16 protein-coding genes and 1 pseudogene are annotated in these 23,019 nt (G+C 69.1%); 6 read left to right on the top strand and 11 right to left on the bottom strand.

The window, feature by feature from the left end; genetic code table 11:
* The first annotated feature begins 5 nt into the window (after positions 1-5).
* Complete coding sequence (locus tag BLU81_RS09345; protein ID WP_197686161.1) at positions 6-2,258, top strand: ATP-binding protein; 2,253 nt, start codon at positions 6-8, stop codon at positions 2,256-2,258.
* On the opposite strand, the gene BLU81_RS09340 is transcribed toward BLU81_RS09345, so the two are convergent.
* From BLU81_RS09340 to BLU81_RS09315, 6 genes are all read right to left on the bottom strand, one after another.
* Positions 2,180-2,644, bottom strand: a complete 465-nt coding sequence (locus tag BLU81_RS09340) for a response regulator (RefSeq protein WP_197686160.1) — start codon at positions 2,642-2,644, stop codon at positions 2,180-2,182. The two genes, BLU81_RS09345 and BLU81_RS09340, sit on opposite strands and share 79 nt — an antisense overlap.
* A complete protein-coding gene (locus tag BLU81_RS09335; protein WP_157751431.1) occupies positions 2,625-4,286 on the bottom strand; it encodes a PP2C family protein-serine/threonine phosphatase in 1,662 nt (553 codons plus the stop codon). Before BLU81_RS09335 ends, BLU81_RS09340 begins: the two co-directional genes overlap by 20 nt.
* A gap of 126 nt (positions 4,287-4,412) precedes the next feature.
* Complete coding sequence (locus BLU81_RS09330) at positions 4,413-9,149, bottom strand: glycoside hydrolase family 2 TIM barrel-domain containing protein (protein ID WP_092543456.1); 4,737 nt, start codon at positions 9,147-9,149, stop codon at positions 4,413-4,415.
* A 47-nt stretch (positions 9,150-9,196) separates the two neighbouring features.
* Entirely contained in the window at positions 9,197-12,223 is a 3,027-nt protein-coding gene (locus BLU81_RS09325) for an RICIN domain-containing protein (protein WP_172890515.1), read from the bottom strand.
* A gap of 379 nt (positions 12,224-12,602) precedes the next feature.
* Positions 12,603-13,550, bottom strand: coding sequence for a S1 family peptidase (locus BLU81_RS09320; RefSeq protein WP_231954332.1), 948 nt, complete (start codon positions 13,548-13,550; stop codon positions 12,603-12,605).
* A 182-nt stretch (positions 13,551-13,732) separates the two neighbouring features.
* Positions 13,733-14,608 (bottom strand): AraC family transcriptional regulator, encoded by an 876-nt coding sequence (locus BLU81_RS09315; RefSeq protein WP_092556816.1) that lies wholly within the window; start codon positions 14,606-14,608, stop codon positions 13,733-13,735.
* Positions 14,609-14,729: 121 nt separating this feature from the next.
* Between BLU81_RS09315 and BLU81_RS09310 the strand changes: the two genes are divergently transcribed.
* Together BLU81_RS09310 and BLU81_RS09305 are read left to right on the top strand one after the other, a co-directional pair.
* Positions 14,730-15,029, top strand: a complete 300-nt coding sequence (locus BLU81_RS09310; protein ID WP_231954326.1) for a putative quinol monooxygenase — start codon at positions 14,730-14,732, stop codon at positions 15,027-15,029.
* Complete coding sequence (locus BLU81_RS09305; protein WP_092543452.1) at positions 15,029-15,919, top strand: alpha/beta hydrolase fold domain-containing protein; 891 nt, start codon at positions 15,029-15,031, stop codon at positions 15,917-15,919. Before BLU81_RS09310 ends, BLU81_RS09305 begins: the two co-directional genes overlap by 1 nt.
* A 71-nt stretch (positions 15,920-15,990) precedes the next feature.
* Here the strand turns inward: BLU81_RS09305 and BLU81_RS09300 are convergent, their stop codons facing one another.
* A complete protein-coding gene (locus tag BLU81_RS09300; protein WP_092556812.1) occupies positions 15,991-16,422 on the bottom strand; it encodes a PRC-barrel domain-containing protein in 432 nt (143 codons plus the stop codon).
* An 86-nt stretch (positions 16,423-16,508) separates the two neighbouring features.
* Between BLU81_RS09300 and BLU81_RS09295 the strand changes: the two genes are divergently transcribed.
* Positions 16,509-16,991: a hypothetical protein gene (locus BLU81_RS09295; protein WP_157751430.1), complete on the top strand. Its 483-nt coding sequence runs from the start codon at positions 16,509-16,511 to the stop codon at positions 16,989-16,991.
* Here the strand turns inward: BLU81_RS09295 and BLU81_RS09290 are convergent.
* Positions 16,957-17,786 (bottom strand): annotated as a pseudogene (locus tag BLU81_RS09290) (ABC transporter ATP-binding protein). The gene BLU81_RS09295 and the pseudogene BLU81_RS09290 sit on opposite strands and share 35 nt — an antisense overlap.
* Before the next feature lie 156 nt (positions 17,787-17,942).
* On the opposite strand from BLU81_RS09290, the gene BLU81_RS09285 reads away from it, so the two are divergent.
* Positions 17,943-18,134 (top strand): hypothetical protein, encoded by a 192-nt coding sequence (locus BLU81_RS09285; protein ID WP_092543448.1) that lies wholly within the window; start codon positions 17,943-17,945, stop codon positions 18,132-18,134.
* Between the two features lie 91 nt (positions 18,135-18,225).
* Here the strand turns inward: BLU81_RS09285 and BLU81_RS09280 are convergent, their stop codons facing one another.
* Entirely contained in the window at positions 18,226-19,038 is an 813-nt protein-coding gene (locus BLU81_RS09280; RefSeq protein WP_092543446.1) for a hypothetical protein, read from the bottom strand.
* Between the two features lie 197 nt (positions 19,039-19,235).
* On the opposite strand from BLU81_RS09280, the gene BLU81_RS09275 reads away from it, so the two are divergent.
* Positions 19,236-19,742, top strand: coding sequence for a CAP domain-containing protein (locus BLU81_RS09275; protein WP_231954324.1), 507 nt, complete (start codon positions 19,236-19,238; stop codon positions 19,740-19,742).
* Positions 19,743-19,802: 60 nt separating this feature from the next.
* Here the strand turns inward: BLU81_RS09275 and pntB are convergent, their stop codons facing one another.
* Positions 19,803-21,242, bottom strand: a complete 1,440-nt coding sequence (gene pntB / locus BLU81_RS09270) for a Re/Si-specific NAD(P)(+) transhydrogenase subunit beta (RefSeq protein WP_092543444.1) — start codon at positions 21,240-21,242, stop codon at positions 19,803-19,805.
* Between the two features lie 5 nt (positions 21,243-21,247).
* Positions 21,248-22,786, bottom strand: a complete 1,539-nt coding sequence (locus tag BLU81_RS09265) for a Re/Si-specific NAD(P)(+) transhydrogenase subunit alpha (protein ID WP_092543442.1) — start codon at positions 22,784-22,786, stop codon at positions 21,248-21,250.
* Between the last annotated feature and the right edge of the window lie 233 nt (positions 22,787-23,019).

The following is a 23,019-nucleotide window of genomic DNA, read 5'->3' as shown; positions in this document are numbered from 1 at the left end:
CCCCGGTGACCGATCAGACGTCCTGGCTGCCGGAACGGGTCGCCGCCGCCGAGCGTGAGGTCGGCGGCACCTTCGACCTGACCGAGTGTGTGCAGGAACCCATCCACCTGCTCGGCGGGATCCAATCGTACGGCGCGCTGATCGCCATCCAGGCCGGCCACATCGCCGTGGTCAGCGAGAACGCCGAGAAGATGCTCGGCCTGGCAGGGCTGTCCGGCAGCCCGGCGACCCGCCTGATCGACGCCGCGCAGCTCGCGACCCTGGAGGGGCTGGCCGACGCGGACACCGGGCAGACCGCGATGATGCCGGTGCAGACCACCGTGGAGGCCGGATCGGGCCGGTTCGACGTGACCCTGCACCGGTCCTGCGGGATGCTGGTGCTGGAGTTCGAGCCGGGCGGCTCGGCCCAGGACTTCCCGATGATCTACTCGCCGATCCGGCAGGCCCTGATGCGCCTGCAGATGGCCGGCACGGTCCTGGAGGCGTGCCGGGCGGCGGTGCGCGAGATCCGGGCGATCACCGGATACGACCGGGTGGTCGCCTACCGGTTCGAGAGCGACAACGGGCCGGGCGAGGTGATCGCCGAGGACGTGACCGGCGACTGGGAGCAGTGGCTGGGCCTGTGGTTCCCGGCGACCGACATCCCGCCGCAGGCGCGCCGGCTCTACGAGCGCAACTGGATCCGGGTGATCGCCGACGTCGACGACGAGACGGTCCGGCTGTCGCCGCCGACGCTGGCGGAGACCGGGGCCCCGCTGGACCTGTCGATGTCGGTGCTGCGGACGGTGTCGCCGTTCCACCTGGAGTACCTGCGCAACATCCAGGTCCGGTCGTCGATGTCGGTGTCGCTGCTGGCCGGCGGCAAGCTGTGGGGACTGATCGCCTGCCACGGGCGGGAGGTGAACGCGCTGGGCCCGCAGGTGCGGTCGGCGTGCGAGTTCTTCGGGGTGGCGCTGTCGCTGCACCTGGCGGCACTGCAGGAGCGGGACGAGACCGGAGTTCGGGACCGGTCCCGCGGAGTGATCTCCCGGCTGCTGGAGGGCTATTCGGACGGCCCGGTGGGGACCTGGCCGATGGACCGGGACGGTCTGCTCGGCCTGATCCCGTGCGAGGCGGTGGCTGTCCGCGTCGGCGGCGAGATCGCGGCGCACGGTGCCGCTCCGGACCCGGAGGCTCTCGCGGCGCTGCTCGCCGAGTTGCCGGTGCCGCCGTTCGGCGAGGTGTGGCACACCGACCGGCTCGCCGAGGACCTGCCCGCGGCGGCGGCTCTCGCGCCGTCGGTGGCGGGGGTGCTGATCCTGCCGTCCGGCGCGCCCGGCGACTGCATCGTGTGGTTGCGCGGCGAGCGGACGGTGTCGCGGCGGTGGGCGGCCGACCCGGACGTGCCGGTGACGCTGGGCCCGCACGGCAGCCGGCTGACCCCGCGCGGTTCGACGGCGGTGTTCCTGGCGTCGGTGCGGGGCCGGGCTACCCGGTGGACGGTGACCGATCTGGCGATGGCCGTCGAGCTGGGCCGGACCGTCGTCGGGATCGCGGTGACGCACGCCCGCCGGGTGTCGGCGCTCAACGTCGAACTGACCCGCAGCAACGTGGACCTGGACTCGTTCGCGCACGCGGCCGCCCACGATCTGAAGGAACCGCTGCGCGGGATCGCGAACACCGCCACGTTCATCACCGAGGACGCCGCCGACGGTTTGGACGAGGTGACCGCCCGGCGCCTGGCCTCCATCCAGCGGCTCGCCGAACGCATGGACGAACTGCTCAACTCGCTGCTCTACTACTCCCGGCTGGGACGGACCGAACTGCATCGCGCCGACCTGGACCTGCGGGAGGCGGTGCTGCGGGCGATGGTGGTGGCCGGGCCGCGGCTGCGGGAGGCGGGCGTGTCGGTGATCCTGCCCGATCGGGGTGTCACGGTCGCCGCCGACCCGGTGCTGTTCGACCAGGTGCTGGTGAACCTGCTGGTGAACGCGGCGAAGTACGCCCACTCCGAAGGGCCGCGGCGGGTCACCGTCTCCGGCGGCCCGGACCTGATGGTCCGCGACAACGGCATCGGCATGCCACCGCACCTACGGCAGCAGGCGTTTCAGCTGTTCCGCCGCCTGCACCCGGCCGGCACCTTCGAGGGTTCGGGCGCCGGCCTGGCGATCGTGCGCCGCGTCGTGGAGCGGCACGGCGGTCAGGTCTGGGCGGAGGAGTCCCCCGGCGGCGGCACCACCATCCGCGCGTCGTTCCCGGCCGGGCGCGACCTCCAATAATCGAGGGTCTGGCTGAGCACACTCTGGAACAGGGCGAAATTGATCGGCTTGTAGATGTACGAGTCGGCCCCGGCGGCGAAGCAGGCGTCCGCCTCGTCCTGGTTCTCCGACGACGTGAACACCACCACCGTCACCCCGTCGAGATCCCGGTCGGCCCGGACACCGCGGAGCACGTCGAGGCCGCTCTCGCCGGGCATGTTCAGGTCGAGCAGCGCCAGCCAGGGCCGCTCCGTCCCCTCGGCGAACCGGGACAGCGCGGCCGCCCCGGACCGGAAGAACTCGAGGCGCGTGCCCGGATGTGATCGGCCGATCGCCCGTCCGATGGCCTCCACGTCCTCGTCGCTGTCCTCGACCACGAAGACCAGGTCATCGGCCCGAAGGCTCATCGGTGTTCCCCTCAACATGGATCCCCAGAATGGCGATGTCGTCGGTGCCCGCGCCGTCGAAGGCCGCCGCCGCCCGGCTCAACTCGTGGACGAGGACGTCGATCGGCCGGTCACGCAACCGCTCCAGGGTTTCCCCGAGAGCCCGGTCCTCGAACATCGTGCCGTCGGGGTCACGACTCTCGGACAACCCGTCGGTAAAAATGATCATGGTGTCGCCCGGCGCCAGGTGGATCTCGGAACACCCGATCCGGGGGTCGGCGACGATGCCGAGCGCGGTCCCACCGCCGGTGGCGCGTTCGATCCGGCCGCCCCGCCGGACCAGCACCGGTGCCGGATGCCCGGCCGACGTCCACTGCACGGTCACCCCGTCGCCGCGCTGTTCCAGGCGGGCGACACCCGCGGTGACGAACCGCCAGGAGCCGTCCAGCCGCAGCCGGGCGTTGAGCCGGCTGATCGCCCGGGCCGGTGACGCACCCTCCTGGAGCAGGGCGGCGAGGGTGTGCCGGGCCATCCCGGTCAGGGCGGCCGCGTCGACACCCCGGCCGCAGACGTCCCCGATCAGCGCGGCGACGCTGCCGTCGTCACAGACCACCATGTCGTAGAAGTCGCCGCCGACCTCGAGGATCCGGTCGCCGACCAGGTAGACGGCGGCCACCGAGAGCCCGTCGACGTCGGGCAGGCGGGTCGGCAGCAGATGCTGCTGCATGGTCACCACGTCGCGGCGCCGCCGCTCGTAACGGGTGCCGTTGTCGATGGCGAGTGCCGCCCGGGAGGCGAGGTCGCGGAGGAACGACGGCGGCGGGACCGCCGCGTCCTCCCGGTCGAAGAGGAAGACCAGGGCGCCGACCACCTCACCGCGGGCGCGCAACACCTGCACATCGGCGGTACGGGTGGCCAGCAGCGCGGCGTCGGGGGCGGGGACCTCGGCACCCTGGATGGCCTGGCCGACCAGATGTGCCAGATGATCCCGGGCGGCCGGGTCGGCGAGCAGCCCGTTGAGGCGGCGCATGTCGACGTGCACCGAACTGCGCAGCACCGGTTTGCCGTCCTCGGTCACGAAGACCAGGCATCCCTCGGCGATCGCCGGAACCGCCATCCGCGGCACCCGCTGCATCGTCTGCTTGGTGTCGAGGACCGCGTCCATCTGCAGGGACGCCTCGGCGAGCAGGGCGTCCCGGGTCTGCTGGGCCCGCTCGGACCGCCGCACCACGAGCAGCCGGATCGCCTCCCGGGTCACCTCGATGACCTGGCCGAGACAGGTCCCGACGAGATCGAGGTCTGCCGAGTCACCGGCCAGCACCATGATCGTCCCGGCGGCCTCGCCGGCCAGGTCGAAACGGGCCCGCAGGACCGTGGTCACCCCGAGGCCGTACAGACCGTCCGGTATCACGGTCTCCGGCTCGGCTCCCCAGCGGCGGGCCAGGTCACGGAAGTCGCCCTCCAGGGGCACACCGGTCCACCGGTACTCCAGGACACCGTCGCCGGCCGGATCGTGCCGCAACCCCCACACCGCGACCACGCCCGGCAGCGCCTGCAACGGCGGCAGAATCAACTCGGCCAGATCGTCCCGAGCACCGATCCGCCCCACCGAAGTCCACATCCGGTGCAGGGCTGCGGCCCACCCCGAATCGGAATTCCGCACCCGCCGTCACGCTCCCGAGTCAGTCCGGCGCCCATCGCCGACCGATAAGTATCCACAAGTCCGTTGCCGCTAAACAAATGATCACGCCCCGGCACTCGCCGGGGCGTGATCAGGGTAAACAACTCGTCAGGACGTCGTGCACAGGAGCCGGGCGGCACCCCAGTCACCGTGGTCGTTGCCGTTGCCGTCCCCCGCGTCGGTCACCCGCAGTTCCAGACGGCTACCGCCGGTGACGTCGGCGCTGACCGGTTGAGCGTCGGCGGATCCGGTCAGCCGGCCGGTGGACGCCCGGAGAACGCCGTCCACCCAGACCTCGAACGTGACCGACCCCGCCGAGCCGGATTCGTCGTCGACACCCACGTCGGCCCGGAAGGTGGTGCAGCCACGCCCCGCCAGGTCGACGGCCACCGCCGAGACCGCGTGCACACCGAGCCCCTTGTCGTAGACGACACCGCCCAGAGTCAGCGGGCGGCCGTCTCCCGCTGCTTGTTCGGCGTTGCTACGGTCCCGCTCGACCGGCCCCCACCCGTTCCGCGTCTCCAGGAAGGCCAGGTCACTGACCCAGACAGACCCTTGCGGCAGCGGCGTACGCATGACTGCGGCAGCCGTCGTGGTGCTGAGGAAACCGGCTGGCGTGGTCGACGACACCGATGCTGTCAGCGCGTGCCGACCCCAGTCGGTGCCGACCGGCGCGATCACGGTGAAGCCGGCCGTCTCCGGCACCCCCGCCACCACGTCACCCAGGTCAGCGACGGCCGGGGTGACCTGCCAGCCTTCGGGTACGTCGAGAGCCGCGGTGACGTTTCGCAGCCCGGCCGCGCACCGGGCGGTGACCTGCACGGACACCGTTTCGGCGGCCCCGGCCGTGATTTCGCCGTCGGTGGTGAGTGCCACGTCCGGCGGGCAGGGGGCGGCGGCCTTCGAATCCGGCAGCCTTCCACCCGGCAGCGGGCGCAGGACCAGCGAGTAGTCGTACTCCCGGGTCGGCGACAACCGGTAGGGCGCCAGCACCGAGTTCGGCGTCTCCCCCATCCCGGTCTCGCCGGTGCCCGCGTGCAGGGTGATCCATCCGGCGTTGCGCACGAACGGCAGTTGGTGGGCGTACTCGGCACGGGCCAGTTCGTCGTACTCACTGACACTCACGTCCAGCGAACCACCGTCCGGGGAACCGACCAGCAGTCCGGCGCGGTTACCGTCGGTGAGGGCGGCCCAGCGGGTGCCGGTGTGATTGCCGTTCGCCTGTGGACGTGCGTACTGAACGTATTGATCGTCAACATCACTGGTCCATACATTGACGGTCGCGCCGCTGTTGCGGTCGTTGTAGGTCTCGTGCGGACCGGTGCCGTACCAACTGAACTCGTCCAGCGAATCCGGAACCTTCACCGCCACACCCACGCGCGGCAGATAGGGCAGGGCACTCGCCCGGGTCCCGCGCGGCCGCACCTGATGGTCGAGAGTGAGGGTGCCCCGGGAGTCGATGCGGTAGCGCAGCGTCTGGCCGACAGCGAACACACTGTCCAGCCCCGGAGCCGCAGCGGTGCTACGGACGGTGATCACCGCCTGGCTGCCCTCGGTGCTAGCCGACACCCCGTCAACGGTGGTGGTGAGACGGTCGAGTCCCACCTCGTGCCAGACGTTGCGGTCAGCGGTCCCCCACCCATAGGTCTCGTTGCTGGTAGGAGGCCGATAGACGTCGAGTTCCGGGCCGGCTTTCAGCAACTCACGACCGTCGGCCGACATCGAGGTGAGCGTGCCACCGGCGAATCGGTAACGCCAGCCGTCCCCACGTACCGTGATCGTCTCGCCGTCCTTTTTGATCGTCGGCGCCTTCCCGGTGGACGGTCCGGGAAGAATGCCCGGCACGACCCGCCCGCCGACCGCGAACTGTTCCCTGGCGAAGACCCAGCCCCGTCGCGCCCACGGCAGATCCTCGGTCGTCGTCACCGCCAGGTTCAGCCACCGCTCCCGGTCCTCCGGGTTGGCCATCTCCACATCGAGGTCCAGGTCGATGGTCTGCCCCGGAGCCAGGGTCAGGATTTTCGTACCGCCGCGCAGTTTGCGATCGATCTCGGTCAACGACCACTCCAGCCGCAGGCGCAAGGTGCCCGCGGTCTGCTCGTTGGTGACCGTGACCCGGCCGGAGCCCGCATCGACAGCGCTGAACCGGACCGGCGAGTGCGCCCAGGCCACCTCCTCGGTCTCCGGCTGCAGAACCCGGTCGGAACTGACCATGCCGTCGGTGCCGGACAGGCTCAACCCGAGACTGAGAAAGTCACCCCGCCGTTCGAATCGGTCAAGATCCAGAGCAAGGACCGCTTGCCGGTACGGGTCGGCCCGCAACTGTTCCGGCGTCAGCGCCCGGCCGTAGATCCGCACGTCGTCGACTGCCGCCCGCCCGGTCCGCACCTTCAGATCATCTTGCTGGGTTTCAGCGTTACGCCCGATGTTGACCTCGTAAAGTCCAGGGTCGATCGGACCCGTCCGCGCCATCGACGCGACCTCGGCGCCGTCAAGGAACAACCTCAAGACCGCCCCGTCGTACGTCCCGGTAACCCGATGCCACGAGCCGTAGAAGTCCTCCGGCACGTCGACCGCGACCGCCACGGATCCCCCGGCGTTCACCCGGAACTCCAGGGTGTCCTGATCCCGCATCTGCAGCGCGTAGGCCTGCCCCTTGGTGACGATAGGCAGGCTGCCGGCCCAAAGCCCCGGCTTCACCCACGCGTCCAGGGTGACCGCCGCAGTCAGGTCAAGCCGCGCGTCCCGAAAGACATTGACGAAGTCATCGAGGCTGGACAGATCAACAGCCTTGTCCCGTCGACCGTCCTCATCATGTTGACCGTCCTCATCATGTTGACTGCCCTTGTCGAGTTGACCGTCAACAGTCGACGGCTTGCCGACCAGGAACGCCTGGATGCGGTTGCCGGACGAGTCCGGGGTGACGATCAGAGGCTGTCGCAGGTCCTGTTCGGCCCAGTCCCAGATGAAGCCGCCCTGCATCGACGGCTGCCTGCGAGCGATCGCCCAGAACTCGTCGAAGTTGCCCATGCTGTTGCCCATGGCGTGCGCGTACTCGCCCATGATGATCGGTTTGGTCCCGGTCCGGGCCTTGTTCTCCAGCGACGCCGGCGTGGGATAGCGCGGTCCGCTGACATCAGCGAACGGCGCGTCCCCGTCCGGCGAGTTGGACTGGTGGTAGAGCGGCCGGGTCGGATCGTTGGCGCGGGCCCAATCCGCCATCGAGTAGTGGGCGGTACCCAGCCCAGCCTCGTTACCGGTATCCCACAGAAAGACGCTGGGATGATTCTTGTCCCGTGCCACCATCGCCTGGAACCGGTCGGCGAACGCCGCCTGCCATTCCGGCTTGGACGCCAGACAGTTGCTGGGACAGTTCTCCCGCGAGTGGGTCTCGATGTCGACTTCGTCGTCAACCCACAGCCCGTACTTGTCAGCCAGGTCGTAAAGATAGGGATCGGACGGATAGTGACTCGTCCGAACCGCGTTGACGTGCAGCTTCTTCATCAGGAAGACATCGTCCCGCTGAGCCTCACGGGTGACGTGCCGCCCGGTGTCCGGATCAGTCTCGGCCCGGTTCACCCCCTTGACCAGGATCCGCTTGCCGTTGACCAGCAGCTGCTTGTCCCGAATCTCGATCTCCCGAAATCCCACAGCTTGCGCGGTGACATGCGCGACATGCCCGTCCGGCGCAACGAGCTCCAGGGCGAGGCTGTAGAGGTTCGGCTCATCAGCCGTCCACTTCGCCGGCTCCGAGACCATCGCTCGCAACATCACCCGGCTCTGCCCGGCGTTCTGCCGCCCGGGCGCACCGGTCCCCTCGCTCGGGGTGGGGACCTTCTCGTTCCCGGTGGCTACCGTCTTCCCGGCGGCGTCACGCAGCGTACCCCGCACGGTGTAGCCAGCAGCGGCCCCGGCCACGTCCACCCGGGCGTTGAGGGTCGCGTCGCGATAGTTCTCGTCGAGATCCGTGGTGACGTATGCATCGTGTAGATACACACGTTCGGTTCGGTACATCCATACGTCACGGAAGATGCCGCTGTACCGCCACTGGTCGAAGTCCTCCAGGTAGGAGCCGACGCCCCAACGGTGCACCTGAACGGCTATCGAGTTGCGGCCCGGCTTCAGCTTCGCGGTGACGTCGAACTCGGCCGGTGTGTAGCCGCCCTGGTCGTACCCGACGTAGGCGCCGTTGACCCAGACGAAGTATCCGCTGGTCACGCCCTCGAAGCGGAGGACGACCCGGCCGCCGTCCCAGTTCGTCGGCACGTCGAACGAGCGCACGTACGCACCGGTCGGGTTGACGTCCTTGGGCACCGACGGCGGGCTGTCCGGCCAGATCTCCTCCGGAATGTTGCGGAACATCGGATGATCGATGAAGTCGGACTGCCAGGTGTGCGGCACCGACACCCTCGGCCACGACGACGTGTCGTAGCCCGCCGCCTCGAACCCGGCCGGCACATCCTCCGGCCGGTCGAAGAGCCTCATCCGCCAGCCCCCGTTGAGGCTGGCCACAAACGGCGACCCGGCCGAGTGCTCCGTGGTGTCCCGCACGGCGGAGGCCACGTCCCCGTAGGGCCGCAGGTCAGCGTGCGGCGCCTCCTGCCCTTCCCCGGTCATCTGCGGATCTTCGAGATACCGATACACATCGTCAACGGCGTACGCGGCACCAGCGGGCACCGTCAACAGCCCCACCACCAGCAGAAGCGCCAGGTAGCCGCCACGGGCCCGACCGGCCGTGGCCCCCGCCGAGCCGAAAAGCCGTCGCCTCGAACCCCGCCTCAGACCGGACTCGCCCTCACCAGGGCCCCGCCGTTCACCCAGACCGGCTTTCCACACGCTCCTCATGCCGAACCCCTCCCGCCGTCGCCCAGACAGGTCTTCCGCGCGCTCCCTCATGCCGGGACCGCCTTTGCGTAAAGTTCGATCTCGCTCGCCGTGATGTAGCCGGATGGGCGGGCGGTCATCACGACCCGTGCCGCGGTCACCGGGCCGGTAACCGAGAGCGGGACGTCGACGATCGGGCTGCCCTCGCTCCCGACGGTGATCTCGGGGCTTGCGTCGATCCAGGTGCCGTCAATATTGAGCACCTGTACGCGCAAAGTTGACGGGAAGCTGGCAGTGGAACCGTCCCGGTAGAAGTAGGTGACGAACCTGGTCAGATCACGCTCGGCGGGAAGGGTGACGGTGATCGTGTCGGTGGTGTTCTTGGTGCCGGACCGCCAGTTCGACCAGGCCTTCTCGGTGCGGACTCCGTTGCGCAGACCCGCCGTGGAATAGCCGCTCTCGGTGTAGGTCGCCGCGATCGTCACCCCGTCGTCGGCGGCCGCGTCGACCTCGACCGGTTCGACGATCGTGACGGTTGCGGCCGCCGCGAGGGTGCTGCCGTCGGCGACGGTGGCCGTGCCGTGGACCGTCACCTGGCCCAGCTGGTCGTAGGTTCCCGGCTCCCAGACGACCGGCAGCTCCGCGCGCCCGCCGTGGCGCCCGATCCCGATCACCGCGTCCGGCAGTTGAGGCCGTCCGCCCGGGTAGGTTCTGGCCTCCACCGGAAGCGTCCGGACGAAGGTGTCGACGGTGACCACTGCGGTGGCCCGGTGCTCGCCGCCGAGCGGATCAGTGGCGGTTCCCTTGACCCTCACCTTGCCCGCTTGACGCCACACCCGCTCCTCCGGAAGATCCCAGACGACCGGAAGGCTGCCCCGGGCACCGTCCCGGTAGACCGGGCTGACGGTCGCCGGAAGGACCGGAGCCAGCCTGGGTACGGTGTGAACAGCCACGTCATCCGTACGCAGAACCGTCTCGTCGGTCACCGTCCAGCGCTGGTTGGCACCGGAGGTGGGGGTGTAGGTCCCCACCGGACTGCCGTCCGCCGTGGCCTGCCCGGTCACATCGATCAGACGCCCGGAACCGACGTTGAGCAGCGTCCAGGTCCCGTCCCCGGTGGTCGACAGCACCCACTGAGCCGCCGGATCGGCGTCACCCGCGACAGCCGCGCTGTTCCGCACCACCGCCCCGGCGTCCGTCCCGCCATCGTCGGCCCCAGTCGTGCCGGCCGTAGCCGTCTCGGCCTCCGACTCGCCGCCCGAAGACACCGGACCTGCGGGCACGCCGGGCACGGTGTCCTCAAGTACCAGGGCGTTGTTGCGAACTGTCAAGCGCTTGCCGGTGGCGGGGCTGGTCACCTCGTACCGCTCCTGATTGGTGTGTCCGCCGGTCAGCTTGGTAAAGGACCACAGCTGGTCGGCCGCCGCCGTGGGAGTGCGCAGCACCGTTGTGGTCTTCGCCGTGTCAGGGGTGAGCGACTTGCCGCTGGCCACGCCGTCCAGGCGGTAGACGTGACCGTTCCTGATCAGCGGCTCGGTCTTGTCGACACCCTGGACGCCGCTGATCAGGAAGGTGGTCACCGACTGGGCGGGGACCGTCAGGGTGGCCCGGTCGTTGCGGATGCGGACCGGGTTGCCTCGGATCAAGGCGCCGGATGTGCTGGTGACCACCGGTGTGACGGTGGCCGCGGACCGAACGGTCCGGAATGCCGACACGTCGATGGTGACGGTCGTGTCGGCGGTGTTCGTGTTGACGTGTACCGCTGTCGCGGTCTTCCGGGACGTGTTGATCGCGGCAACTGTTGACGGGTCGTCAACCTTGACGAAGTGGTCGCCGGGGCGGATGTGGTGGGTGAAGTTCCGGATCGTGTCGAACTTCGTGTTCGTCCGGACCGGGCAGGTCGCCAGGGTGTCGGCGGCGGTGCAGTTGAACGGGACGTGGATGCTGCCCCAGTTGCCGTTGCCGGCCTGCTGCGGGATCGCGTCCTCGATCGGCTGCCAGAACACCCAGGCCGACGGCTCCAGCTCGCGGATGTCGTCGATCATGCGGGTGGCAACGCCCAAGCCGGGCAGCATGCCGGTGTAGTCGGTGGTGCCGGGACCCCAGTTGCCCTCGACCTCGCTCATCCACAGCTTCTTGCCGGATGCCTTCGCCGCGTCGCGCACGCTGGTCCGGGAGCCGGTGCCGTACGTGTGGACGTTCAGCTGGTCCACGGCGGCGCGGGCCTCGGTGCTGTAGGCGTTCCAGTTGGTCATGAAGATGCCGGGGTTGGTCTCGTCCATCGCGGACACCCGCATGCCGGCCGCCCGGGCCTTGTCCCGCAGCGCCAGGATGACCGCTTGTTGCAGGGCCGGGCCGGCGTGTGCCCCTTCCTGACGGCCGCCGGTGGGCTGACCGTCGGCGCCGAGTGTCGTACCCCAGTAGCTGGTGTTCGGCTCGTTGAGCGGGTCGATGGTGTCGAAGTCGATGCCGTGCGCCTGCTCGATGTGCTGGGCGACCCGGGTCAGGTAGGTGGCGAACTCGTCGACGCGGTCGGTGCGGATCTGGTCGGTGCTCGCGTTGAAGCCGCCGGACACGTATCCGCTGACGGTCTGGAAGTAGGGTGGCGAGTTGCTGAACGCCTCCCAGATGTCGACGTCGTCCTTGATCTGGTCGATCCACCAGCGCTGATCGGCGTCGGCGTCGAGGTTCCAGTGGTCCGGGTTCTCCGCATCCCACCAGTCCTTGTCGGCGACCGTCGTGCCGGGCGGCGCCGACCAGAAGCCGGGCATGGTGGCGCCGTTCTTCATGTAGTTCGTGCGCACGCCCGGGGCGTTGCCGCCGCCGATGTTGTAGCGGGCGATGTTGAGGTTCAGACCGTCCGGTCCGAAGAGCATGTCGACAAGCTTGCGGCGGATCGGCTCCGGATATCCGCCGGTGGCGTTGGCGAACCAGACCAGGCTGGTGCCCCAGCCCTCGAATGCGGGCTGCTGGTAGCTGGGATCGATTCTGATCGTTTTCGATGGGGTCTCGGGCTCGGCGGCTGCCGCGGGCGCGGCGCCGAGCGCGACGAACAGGGTAGAGATCACTCCGGCGATGGCAACACGTGCGAACACGACGGCTCCGCTCCACGGCTATCTGAGGGCACGACGATCGGACTCGCAACACGTACGACCAAAAGTGAACATGTTCGAGCGCTAGCGACGTTACAACAGAGTTACACGACATGGAACCAGGTCGATACTTGGACGCACCCGTCAGCGCGGCGCCGACCTCGTCACCGCAATCGTCGGCTCACGCGCCAAAGACGTCCGAAACCTCGACCAGAACGGCCATCGGCAGCACCTGATGTTGTTCTTCGGTGGTCGGGGCTCCCGCCAGCTCTGGCCACCGCACCGGAAGATGCTCACCTGCTTGCCGCTGAGAGGGCTGGTGTCGAATTCGGTGGCGTCTGGCCCGTCTCCATCAATGAGACCCCGGGTTTCACACCGGGAGTCATCTCCGCCTGCGATGACCGGATCGGCGCCGGTTCTTGCGGGTGCCGGCCAGCAGCAGCGCGACGAACCCGACGGCTGCCGCCGGGATGGCAGCGAGCAGGACCGGGGAGTACGACGCGACCGGGTCGGCCTGCGGGGCGGCGCCGTCGGTGGCGGCTTCGCTGGCACGGGCGGCCGGTTCGGTGGTCGCGGGCGGCGAGGGTGACGGGGCCACGTCGTTCTTGATCACCGACCGGATCCAGGTGGCGATCGTGTCCACCCGGGTCGCGGTGTCCGGCCCGAGGTGCGGGCAGTCCGGGCCCCGGCTGACGACGCCGAACACGACCGCTGTCCCGTCGGCGGCCTCGGTGAAGTACGGTCCGCCGGAGTCGCGCTCGCACGGGCTGGTGTTCTTCTTCGGCGCGATGCCGGACAGGCCCATCTCGGTGGCCGCCACCGACGTGACCTCGAAGCGCCCGGTCCGCATCCGGTTCGGGGTGCGCGTCGCGTTCGCGGTGATGAAGCCGAACCCGACGAGCCGGACTTTCTGGCCTTTCCGCGGTTTCGCCCGGTTGAGGGTCAGCGGGGTGATCCCGGTGACCGGCCGGTCCAGCCGGGCCAGCGCCACATCGGCCTCACCGTGCTGTTTCACCTGCACGATCTTCGCGACGATCCCGTCGTCGCCGGTGAGATCGGCGCGGCCGACGGTGGCGGTGGTCTTGTCGGCGACGGTCCGGGCGACCCGGTTGCCCTGGGCGTCGCGGAAACAGTGCGCGGCGGTGAGGATCCACCGCGGCGAGATCAGCCCGCCCGTACAGGAACTGTTGCGTTTACCGCCCTCGGGTGTCGGGATCCCGGTGGCGGTGATCTTGACCGCGAACGGGTACTTCCCATCCGCTACCTGATCGCCGTTGGCGATCGCGTGAGCGGGCGAGGCGACCGGCACTCCGACAGCGAGCGCGGTCACCACAGCGAGGAATCTCCATATCGTCTTCAACGAATGTGGAGCGTAAACGACGGCTGCAACCCTGGTCCTCATGGCGTCTGCACCACCTCCCTACCCAGACGCGGTCCGGGTCCCCGAGGTTGCATGACATCCGAAGATACGGGTCACATCACCAGCCGGTCATCACCCACTGAGATGAATCGCTACTCCTGCCGGACGGGCGGAACGTGGTGGCGGCTGGGTGGGGTGCCGAACTGACGGCGGTATTCGCGGCTGAACTGGGAGAGACTTTCGTAACCGACGTGCCGGCACACTCCTGTCACGTCGGACGGACGGGTGGCCAAAAGAAGGCGGGCCTCCTGGAGGCGGATCTGTTTCTGGAACTGGATCGGGCTCATCGCGGTCACCGCCTGGAAATGACGGTAGAAGGCTGACACGCTCATTCCGGCCATCGACGCGAGTTCCTCGACCCGGAACGGCAGGCGGTAATGGTCGCGGATCCAGCGGACGGCGCGCGCCACATGTGTCAGGTTGCTGTCGGCCCGGCCCAGGTGGTGGACTGCCGCTCCCTGCGGGCCGCTGATCACCCGCCACAGGATCTCCCGCTTGATCAGCGGTGCCAGCACGGCCGCGTCGGACGGGGAGTCCAGTAGCCGGACCAACCGGACGACCGCGTCGAGCAGCTCGGGGGTCGTGTCGCTGACGGCCAGTCCGGAGGGTGTCCCTCCGGTCGGCGCCAGCGCGGGGCCCGCCTGCGACAACAGCTCCGCGACGAGTTCCGGCCGCAGGATCAGGCCCACACCCAGGGCGGGATGGCGGGGGCCGGCGTCGAGGAACCGGCCGGTGACCGGCATGTCCACCGAGGCGATCACGTACTGTCCGGCGCCGTACTCGTACACCCGATCGCCCAGGGCCAGACGTTTGGTGCCCTGGGCGACGACCGCGACCACCGCACCCGTCATGGTGGGCCCCTCGGGGGCCGGATCGGTGACCCGGGAGATCAGGACATCGTCGATGGCGGTGCTCTGATCGGGACGGGCGTGCCGATCCAGCAGATCCCGGAGCAAGGCGACAGTCACGGTGCCATCAAACCCGCTCACGGGAGGATCAGGCAAGAGACGAAGAGGATCGATCTAACGTTTCAGCAGTTCAGACTGCTTTCCTTGATTGGACACCGCACCACGAAGGAGAGGAACGGTCGTGAACCACGGTTTCCACGCCACGATGAGCGCACAGCCCGGGCGGGGCGGCGAGCTGATCGAACTGCTGTTGAACGCCCCGTCCCTGCGGCATCCCGACTGCGTCGTCTTCCTGGTCGGCCGGTCGGCCGCCGACCCGGACGTCGTCCATGTCACCGAGGGCTGGGTCAGTGAGCCGGCGCACCGCGAGTTCTTCGCCTCCGAGCCGGCGCAGGCCCTGGTGGCCGCGATCCAGCCGCTGCTGTCGGGCCGGTCCACGTACACCGATGAGGTTCCCGTCGGCGGGAAGGCGGCGTTCTGATGACTCGGAGCCTGATTACTCTCGACCCGGAACTGCGTGCTCTGCTCAGCGGGATGCCGGCGATGCCGGCTCTCGACGCGGAGACCCTTCCGTTGATCCGCCCGTTCGCGGTGGGCGCGACCGGCCGCGATCCGGGCGAGACGGTCACCGTCGCCGGCGGCCTCCGGCTGCAGGTGATCAAACCGGAGAAGACCACCTGCGGCGCCCCGTGCGTCTACTGGATCCACGGCGGCGGCATGGTGATGGGCGACCGCTTCTCGCAGATCGACGTCCCCCTGGAATGGCGGGACCGGTTCGGGGCCGTGGTCGTCTCGGTCGAGTACCGGCTGGCCCCGGAGTCCTCCGGCACCGCCCTGGTCGACGATTGTCACCAGGGCCTGCGGTGGGTGACCGAGAACGCCGCCGAACTGGGTATCGACTCCGGGCGCGTCATCGTGGCAGGGGCGAGCGCCGGTGGCGGTCTGGCGGCCGGGGTCACGTTGATGGCCCGGGATCGTGGCACCGCCGACATCGCCGGTCAGGTGTTGATCGGCCCGATGCTCGATCACCGCACCACGTCAACACGTCACTACGAGGTCTGGACCCAGGAGATGAACGATTTCGGCTGGCGCTCGGTGCTGAAGGACGGCGTACCGAACCCGTACGTCTCCCCCGCTCTCGCCGCCGACCTCGACGGCCTCCCCGCCGCCTACGTGGACGCGGGCAGCGCCGAACTGTTCAGCGACGAGGCCACCGCCTATGCGTCTCGTCTCGGCGCCGAACTCCACATCTGGGCGGGCGGCTTCCACGGTTTCGACGCCCTCTTCCCGGCAGCCGCCCTGTCGCTGGCGGCCCGCCGCACCCGGAACGACTGGATCGCCCGGCTGCTGGCCGAGAAGGGACAGCCGTGAAAGTCGCGATGGCCATCGGGGCGGACAGCGACGTCCCGGGGCGGTCCGGCCCCGGGACGTCGTGGTGAACCTCAGCGCAACGGCGGGAAGCCCTGGTTGGGCGGGAACGCCGGAAGGTAACCGCTCTGGGCTCCCGGTGTCTGCTGATAGTGCCCGTACACATCCTCGTAATAAGCCCGGTGATCGACGAACTCCGGGTCGTACCGGGGCCCTCCGGCGATGTGCTCCTTCGACGAGGCCACGAACACCTCGTCGTCGTTGACCTCACGGATCGCCTCGACCGGAACGAACGACGAGGCCGCGCCGAACCCGAGGATTCCGCCGTGTTCGACACGAAGGAACCGCACGTGGTTGCCTGCGGTGTCGACCAGCAGGTCCGCGACCGTGCCGATCTTCTCCCCGTCGCTGTCGACGACGGACCGCCCTCGGACGTCCTGATCCGGGTTCGCGATGATCTGCCCCGTGTCACTCAGCGGCGTCAGTGTGCCGACAGGTTCTGCCATTTCCACCACCTCCTGTGCCATCCGTATACCCCGCCAACTCGGCGAATATGCCCCGCAGAGGCCACTGGAAAGTCGACAATCGGCTGGTGAAAGCCATGGTGAGCGTGATAACAGCGGTGACGGCCGCGACGGTACTGGTGGGTTCTCCCGTGCAGGCGGTGAACTCGTGCAGCGAGTACCAGTCGATCGAGTTCGAGACGCCGGGCTACAACACGGATCTGCGGGTGCGGTTGTGCCTGACGCACGGTTCACCGACGCGGGGCGGGTACGCGCAGGTGTCATGGGAGAACGGCGGCGACAACACCAGCGACGGCAGCCGCAAGTTCGACGAGCTGGTGATCGGTTACCGCCTGATCGCGATGAACGTGGCGGTGACCGAGGGTGAGTGTGATCTGGCCGAGCGGGTCAACCAGAGCGAGACCGGGCTGTTCCTGTGCCCGGCCGCCTATCACCGCTCGACCGACCGGGGCGCGTGGGGCGTGGACGGCACGCTGGACTACAACCTGGACCGGGACGGCGCGGGCAGCAAACGGATCACCCTGACGCCGACGCCGATCGTGGAGAACTGACCGAGGCCCGGCGGCGGGCCCGGTCGCCGGGCACGACCATCGGGGTGCCGGTCTCCGGGTCGGGGATGACCCGGCACGGCACGCCAAACACGTCCTCGACCAGCTCCGGGGTCATCACGTCGGCGGGTGGGCCTGGGCGACGACGGCGCCGGCTTTCATCACGATCAGGTCGGTGGCGTACCGGCAGGGGTGGTTGAGGTCGTGCAGCACGGCGACGATGGTGCGGCCCTGGTCGTGCAGGTCGGCGCAGATGTCCAGGACGTCGAACTGGTGGGCCAGGTCGAGGAAGGTGGTCGGTTCGTCGAGCAGCAGGATGCCGGTCTGGTGGGCGAGGACCATGGCCAGCCAGACCCGCTGCCGCTGACCGCCGGACAGTTCCTCGGCGAACCGGTCGGCGAGTTCGCTGACCTCGGTCAGGGTCATCGCCTCGGTGACGGCCTGCTCGTCCTCGGCCGACCATTGGCGCAGCATCCGCTGGTGGGCGTAGCGGCCGCGGGCGACGAGGTCTTCGACGACGATGCTGTTGGGCACGACCGGCGACTGCGGCAGCATGCCGAGGCGACGAGCCACTTCTTTCGAGTTGTACGTGATGATCCCGGCCCCGTCGAGCAACACCGTGCCGGACACCGGTTTCAGCACCCGCGCGAGCGCTTTCAGCAGCGTCGACTTGCCGCACGCGTTGGGCCCGACGACCACGGTGAACGACCCGTCGGCGATCGTCACGCTGAGATCCTCGGCGACCGTTCGTTGTTCGTACGCCAATGTCAGATTCTGACCTTGAAGTCGCCCGTCCATCAGCCCCGTCGTCCCTTCCGCCATCGCCGCGGCCGGCAGCACTCCGGGGCCGCTGCCGCGGGTCAGCCGGGACGCCAGGTGCGGGGCGGCCGAGATCAAGACCGAACCCCAGCGCGTCGTCGTCGCCGGGCTGACCGAACAGGACTCGCTGCTCAGATGAAGGTCAAGACCGAGGGCCGCGACCTGTTCCTGGAGGACGAGGAGGTCCTCGGCGGCGCCACCTCGTTCATCAGCCCGCTGAGCCTGCCGTACCTGCTGGACGGCATCGTCCCGCAGATCGCCGCCGCCGTCGACGGCGACCCGGCCACCCCGGTGGTCCGGGCCTCGTACCCGGCGCCCCCCTCCTGACCCACCCCCGCCGCTGTGTGCCGAGCTGGGGTTCGTTTCGAACCCCAGCTCGGCACACGAACCGGGCAGCCCGCCGCGTGGTTAGTGGGGGTCAGCAGGACCTGACCGGGGTCACAGCGGTGAAGATCTCCGGGTCAGCGTCGTCGGAGCCGTTGAACACCGCCCGGACGCCGCCGTAGTCGGCCCGCAGTCTCCACAGGTAGCCGTCGCGGGACCGCACCTGGAGCGGGCTCTCCCCGTCCATCTCGCGCCAGTCCCAGCCGGGGCCGGTGGACTTGTAGAAGAACTCGTTCTCCAGGAGGTAGTCGGCGCCGAAACCGCCCTCTACCTCGGTGATCTGGTAGCCGGTGGCGGCGTCGCCGTCCGTGTCGATGAACACGTGGTGGTAGTCGAAACCGTCGGCGAAGGTCGCCCGGAACAGCACCGACTTCCCCACGGCGCAGGCCGAGTACGCGGTGATCGGCCCGGCGTCAGGCACGGTGGCCTTCGTCGCGGTGATCGGCCCGGCGCCGGGCACGGTGGCCGGTCTCGTTGCCCGCTGGGGTGCGTACCCGGACGCGTCCGGGGCCGACGCCGCCGGGGAAAGAGACGGCGGGGTCGCTGATGCCACCGGGACCGGCGGGGTCACGTCGAAGGACGGTGGCGCGACCGGCGGGAAACCCTGCCCGATCTGCACCGGGGGCAGGCTCGCTTCCCCGGGTTCGCGCAGGCTGAGCGCGCCGGCCACACCGGCCACACCGAGCAGGGCCACCGCGGCGACCGCGATCGGCCATCGCCGCCGCGGCTCCGGTTTCGGCTCCTCCACCGGCAGAGGGGGTGTGATCGGCTCAGGCGGTCGCTGGGGGAACATCCGGCGCAACGACTCGGCGCGCTGGTTCGCTTTCCCGGTGCCGTCCGCCAACACGTACTCCCATTGTCGTTAATGATGGTCGATGTCTCGCGGGGCACGCTACACAACCACGGCGACATCTCGCGCCGGCGGGTCCGGCAACCGAATGGCGACCCGCACGCTCCGGGTCTGCGATCCAGTCGCCGCGACCGCGGCCGAAGTCAATGGTGAGCCCGCAGAAAGCGGGAACGTGCTTCGGAAGGATCGAATTCTTGCGCCAGCTTCTTCGCCGCCTCGCCGTGACCGCCCTCCTCGCCCCGGTCGCCGCTCTCGGCGCCGCCACGATGACAGCGTCCCCGGCTTCGGCTGCGGCGGCCTCGCCCCAGGCGACGGTTGCGGAGCAGGCGCTGCAGAACGAGATCAACGACCTGATCAACGTCGAGCGGGTCAGGGGCGGCTGTTCGGCCCTCACGGTGAACGCGCAGCTCACCGAGGCGGCGCGGGCGCACAGCGAGTACATGGCGCAGACCGGGGCGTTCTCGCACACCGGCCGCGGCGGGTCCCGTTTCGGTGACCGGGTCAAGGCCACCGGTTACGCCAAGCCGTCCGCCGAGAACATCGCCTGGGGTTACCGCACCGCGTCGGCCGTGGTCGGCGGCTGGATGACCAGCCCGGGCCACCGCACCAACATCCTCAACTGCAAGTCCACCAGTGCCGGGGTGGGCGTGGTCTTCGCCGCCAACGGTGCCCCGTACTACACCCAGGACTTCGGTTACTGAATCGTCCCCCCGAAAGTGATGGCCCCAGCCGATCCCCCTGCGGCTGGGGCCATCACCATGTCATCGGGCCGATTGCAGGGCCGACACCGCCCGCAGGATGTCCTCGACGCGGTCCTTGGCGTCACCGAACAGCATCGCGGTGTTCTCTTTGAAGAACAGCGGATTCTGTACGCCGGCGTAACCCGACGCCATCGAGCGCTTGAAGACGATCACGTGGTCGGCCTCCCACACCGTCAGCACCGGCATCCCGGCGATCGGACTCGACGGGTCGTCCAGGGCGGCCGGGTTGACGGTGTCGTTGGCGCCGATCACCAGCACCACCGACGTACCGGCGAAGTCGTCGTTGATCTCGTCCATCTCCAGGACCACGTCGTACGGCACCCGCGCCTCGGCGAGCAGCACGTTCATGTGGCCGGGCAGACGGCCGGCGACCGGGTGGATGCCGAACCGGACGGTCACGCCGCGTTCGCGCAGCGTGCGGGTCAGTTCGGCGACCCCGTGCTGCGCCTGGGCGACCGCCATCCCGTACCCGGGCGTGATGATCACCGTGTCGGCGCTGCCGAGCAGGTCCGCGACACCCTCGGCGTTGATCTCCCGGTGTTCGCCGTACTCCTTGTCGTCGGCCGGTCCCGCCACGATGCCGAACCCGCCGGCGATCACCGAGAGGAAGGACCGGTTCATCGCCTTGCACATGATGTACGACAGGTAGGCACCCGACGAACCGACCAGTGCCCCGGTGACGATGAGCAGGTCGTTCTCCAGGAGGAACCCGGCGGCCGCAGCGGCCCAGCCGGAGTAGCTGTTGAGCATCGACACCACCACCGGCATGTCACCGCCGCCGATCGAGGCGACCAGGTGCCAGCCCAGCGCCAGGGCGAGCACCGTGACGGCGATCAGCAGCCACCGCGACGGTGCGATCACGAACCCGGCGGTGAGCAGCGCGAACGCGGCGAGCGCGCCGATGTTGAGCAGATTCTTGCCGGGCAGCGTCAGCGGACTGGACTTGATCTTCGCGGCGAGCTTGAGGTACGCCACGATCGAGCCGGTGAACGTCACCGCACCGATGAAGACGCCGATGAACACCTCGGCGCTGTGGATGCCGAGCATGTCCTCGGCGCTCAGCACTGCCGTCTCGGTGCCGTCCGGGTGCGCTTCGACGTGCAGGTATCCGTTCCAGCCGACCAGCACCGCGGCCAGGCCGACAAAACTGTGCAGCAGGGCGATCAGCTCCGGCATACCGGTCATCTCGACCTTCGCCGCCCGGTGCAGGCCGATCGCGGCGCCGATCACGGTCGCCGCCAGCAGCAGCGCCAGGTTCACGCCACTGATCGTGCCGGCGATCGCCAAGCCCACTGTGGCGAACAGGGCCAAAGCCATTCCGGCGATGCCGAACGTGTTGCCCGCGCGGGCTGTCTCGTGCCGGGACAGGCCAGCCAGGGCCAGGATGAAGAGCAGGGCGGCGACGATGTACGCGGCCTGCGCCGCGGTCTCGATGGTCATGACGGTCAGCTCCTCGAGAACATGGCGAGCATGCGGCGGGTGACCGCGAATCCACCGAAGACGTTGATGCTGGCCAGCAGGATCGCGGCGCACGACAGCACGGTGATCAGGTCCTGACTGTCGCCGAGCTGCAGCACGGCACCGACCACGATGATGCCGCTGATGGCGTTGGTGACCGACATCAGTGGGGTGTGCAGGGCGTGGTGGACCTTGCCGATCACGTAGTAGCCGATGACGATGGCCAGGGCGAACACGGTGAGGTGACCGCGGAGCGCCGCGGGGGCAAGGGCGGTGAGCAGGAACAGTCCGGTGGCACCCGCGCCGACGACGGTCAGCGTGTTCAGCCGCCGCTTCGAGCCGACCGCCTCACCCTTTACCGAGTTATCGGGATTTACTGAACTTTCTGATGCTTTCGGGGGCGCCGCTGACACCGCAACCGCAGGCGGGGGCCACGTCAGCTCCCCGTCTCGGACCACGGTGATCCCCCGCTGCACGACGTCCTCGAAATCCAGGACGAGCTGCCCGTCCTTGCCCGGAGTCATCAGCTTCATCAGGTTCACGAGGTTGGTGCCGTACAACTGGGAAGCCTGCGCCGGAAGACGGCCGGCCAGATCGGTGTATCCGATGATCGTCACCCCGTTGGCGGTGACCACCACCTCGCCGGGGACGGTGCCCTCGACGTTGCCCCCGTTGGCCGCGGCCATGTCGACGATGACACTGCCCGGCCGCATGGTCGCGACCATTCCGGCGGTGATCAGCCGGGGTGCGGGCCGGCCGGGGATGAGCGCGGTGGTGATGATGATGTCGACCTCGCCCGCCTGCACCGCGTAGAGGCGCGTGGCCCGGTCGTTGTAGTCGTCCGACATCTGTTTGGCGTAACCCGTCGACGACACCTCGACGTCGGCCGCTTCGACCGGCAGATACTCCCCACCCAGCGACTTGACCTGGTCGGCGACTTCGGGGCGGGGGTCGGTGGCCCGAACGATCGCGCCCAGGCTCCCGGCCGTGCCGATCGCGGCCAGGCCCGCCACGCCCGCGCCGGCCACCAGGACCTTCGCCGGGGGAACCTTGCCCGCGGCGGTGACCTGACCGGTGAAGAACCGGCCGAAGGCGTGCGCGGCCTCGACGACCGCGCGGTATCCGGCGATGTTGGCCATCGACGAGAGCACGTCGAGGGATTGGGCCCGGGAGATCCGCGGCACGGCGTCCATCGACAGCGCGGTGATCGGGCGTCCGGCGAGGTCGGCGACGAGTTCCGGATCGAGGCGGGGGTTGAGCATGCCGATGAGCGTGGCGCCGTCGGCGAGTTTGTCACGCTGCGCCACCGGCGGCGGGTTGATCACGAACACGATGTCGGCGGCCAGCGCGTCGCCGACGGTGGCTCCGGCGTCGGCGTAGGACTCGTCCGAGAACGACGCCGCGGCGCCCGCTCCGGGCTCGACGACTACCTGATATCCCAGCTTGACGAGCTGTGTGACGGTCGTGGGCGTGGCCGCCACCCGGCGCTCACCCGGGTCCGGATCCCTCGGTACACCGATGATCATCGTCGACTCCTCGGTAGATGGTGACCTTGAAAACGGCCGGCACTCGTCGCCGGTTCAAAACATCCAGTGATTGTTACTCACCAGTAGGTAGTTGGCCAGAGCCTCGAGTCCCCTCAATCATGGGTCGCCGCCGACCGGCCGCCGCACCCCGAGCCAGGATCTTGAACGCGGCGAGCAACCTTTTCATCGTCAGTCACCACTATCGAGTGTGGAGCGGCATTTCCGGTGACCTT

It is taken from the genome of Actinoplanes derwentensis (genome assembly GCF_900104725.1).
Lineage (GTDB): Bacteria > Actinomycetota > Actinomycetes > Mycobacteriales > Micromonosporaceae > Actinoplanes > Actinoplanes derwentensis.
The sequence above is the reverse complement of the archived record's forward strand: the minus strand, read 5'-3'. Positions and strand labels throughout refer to the sequence as shown.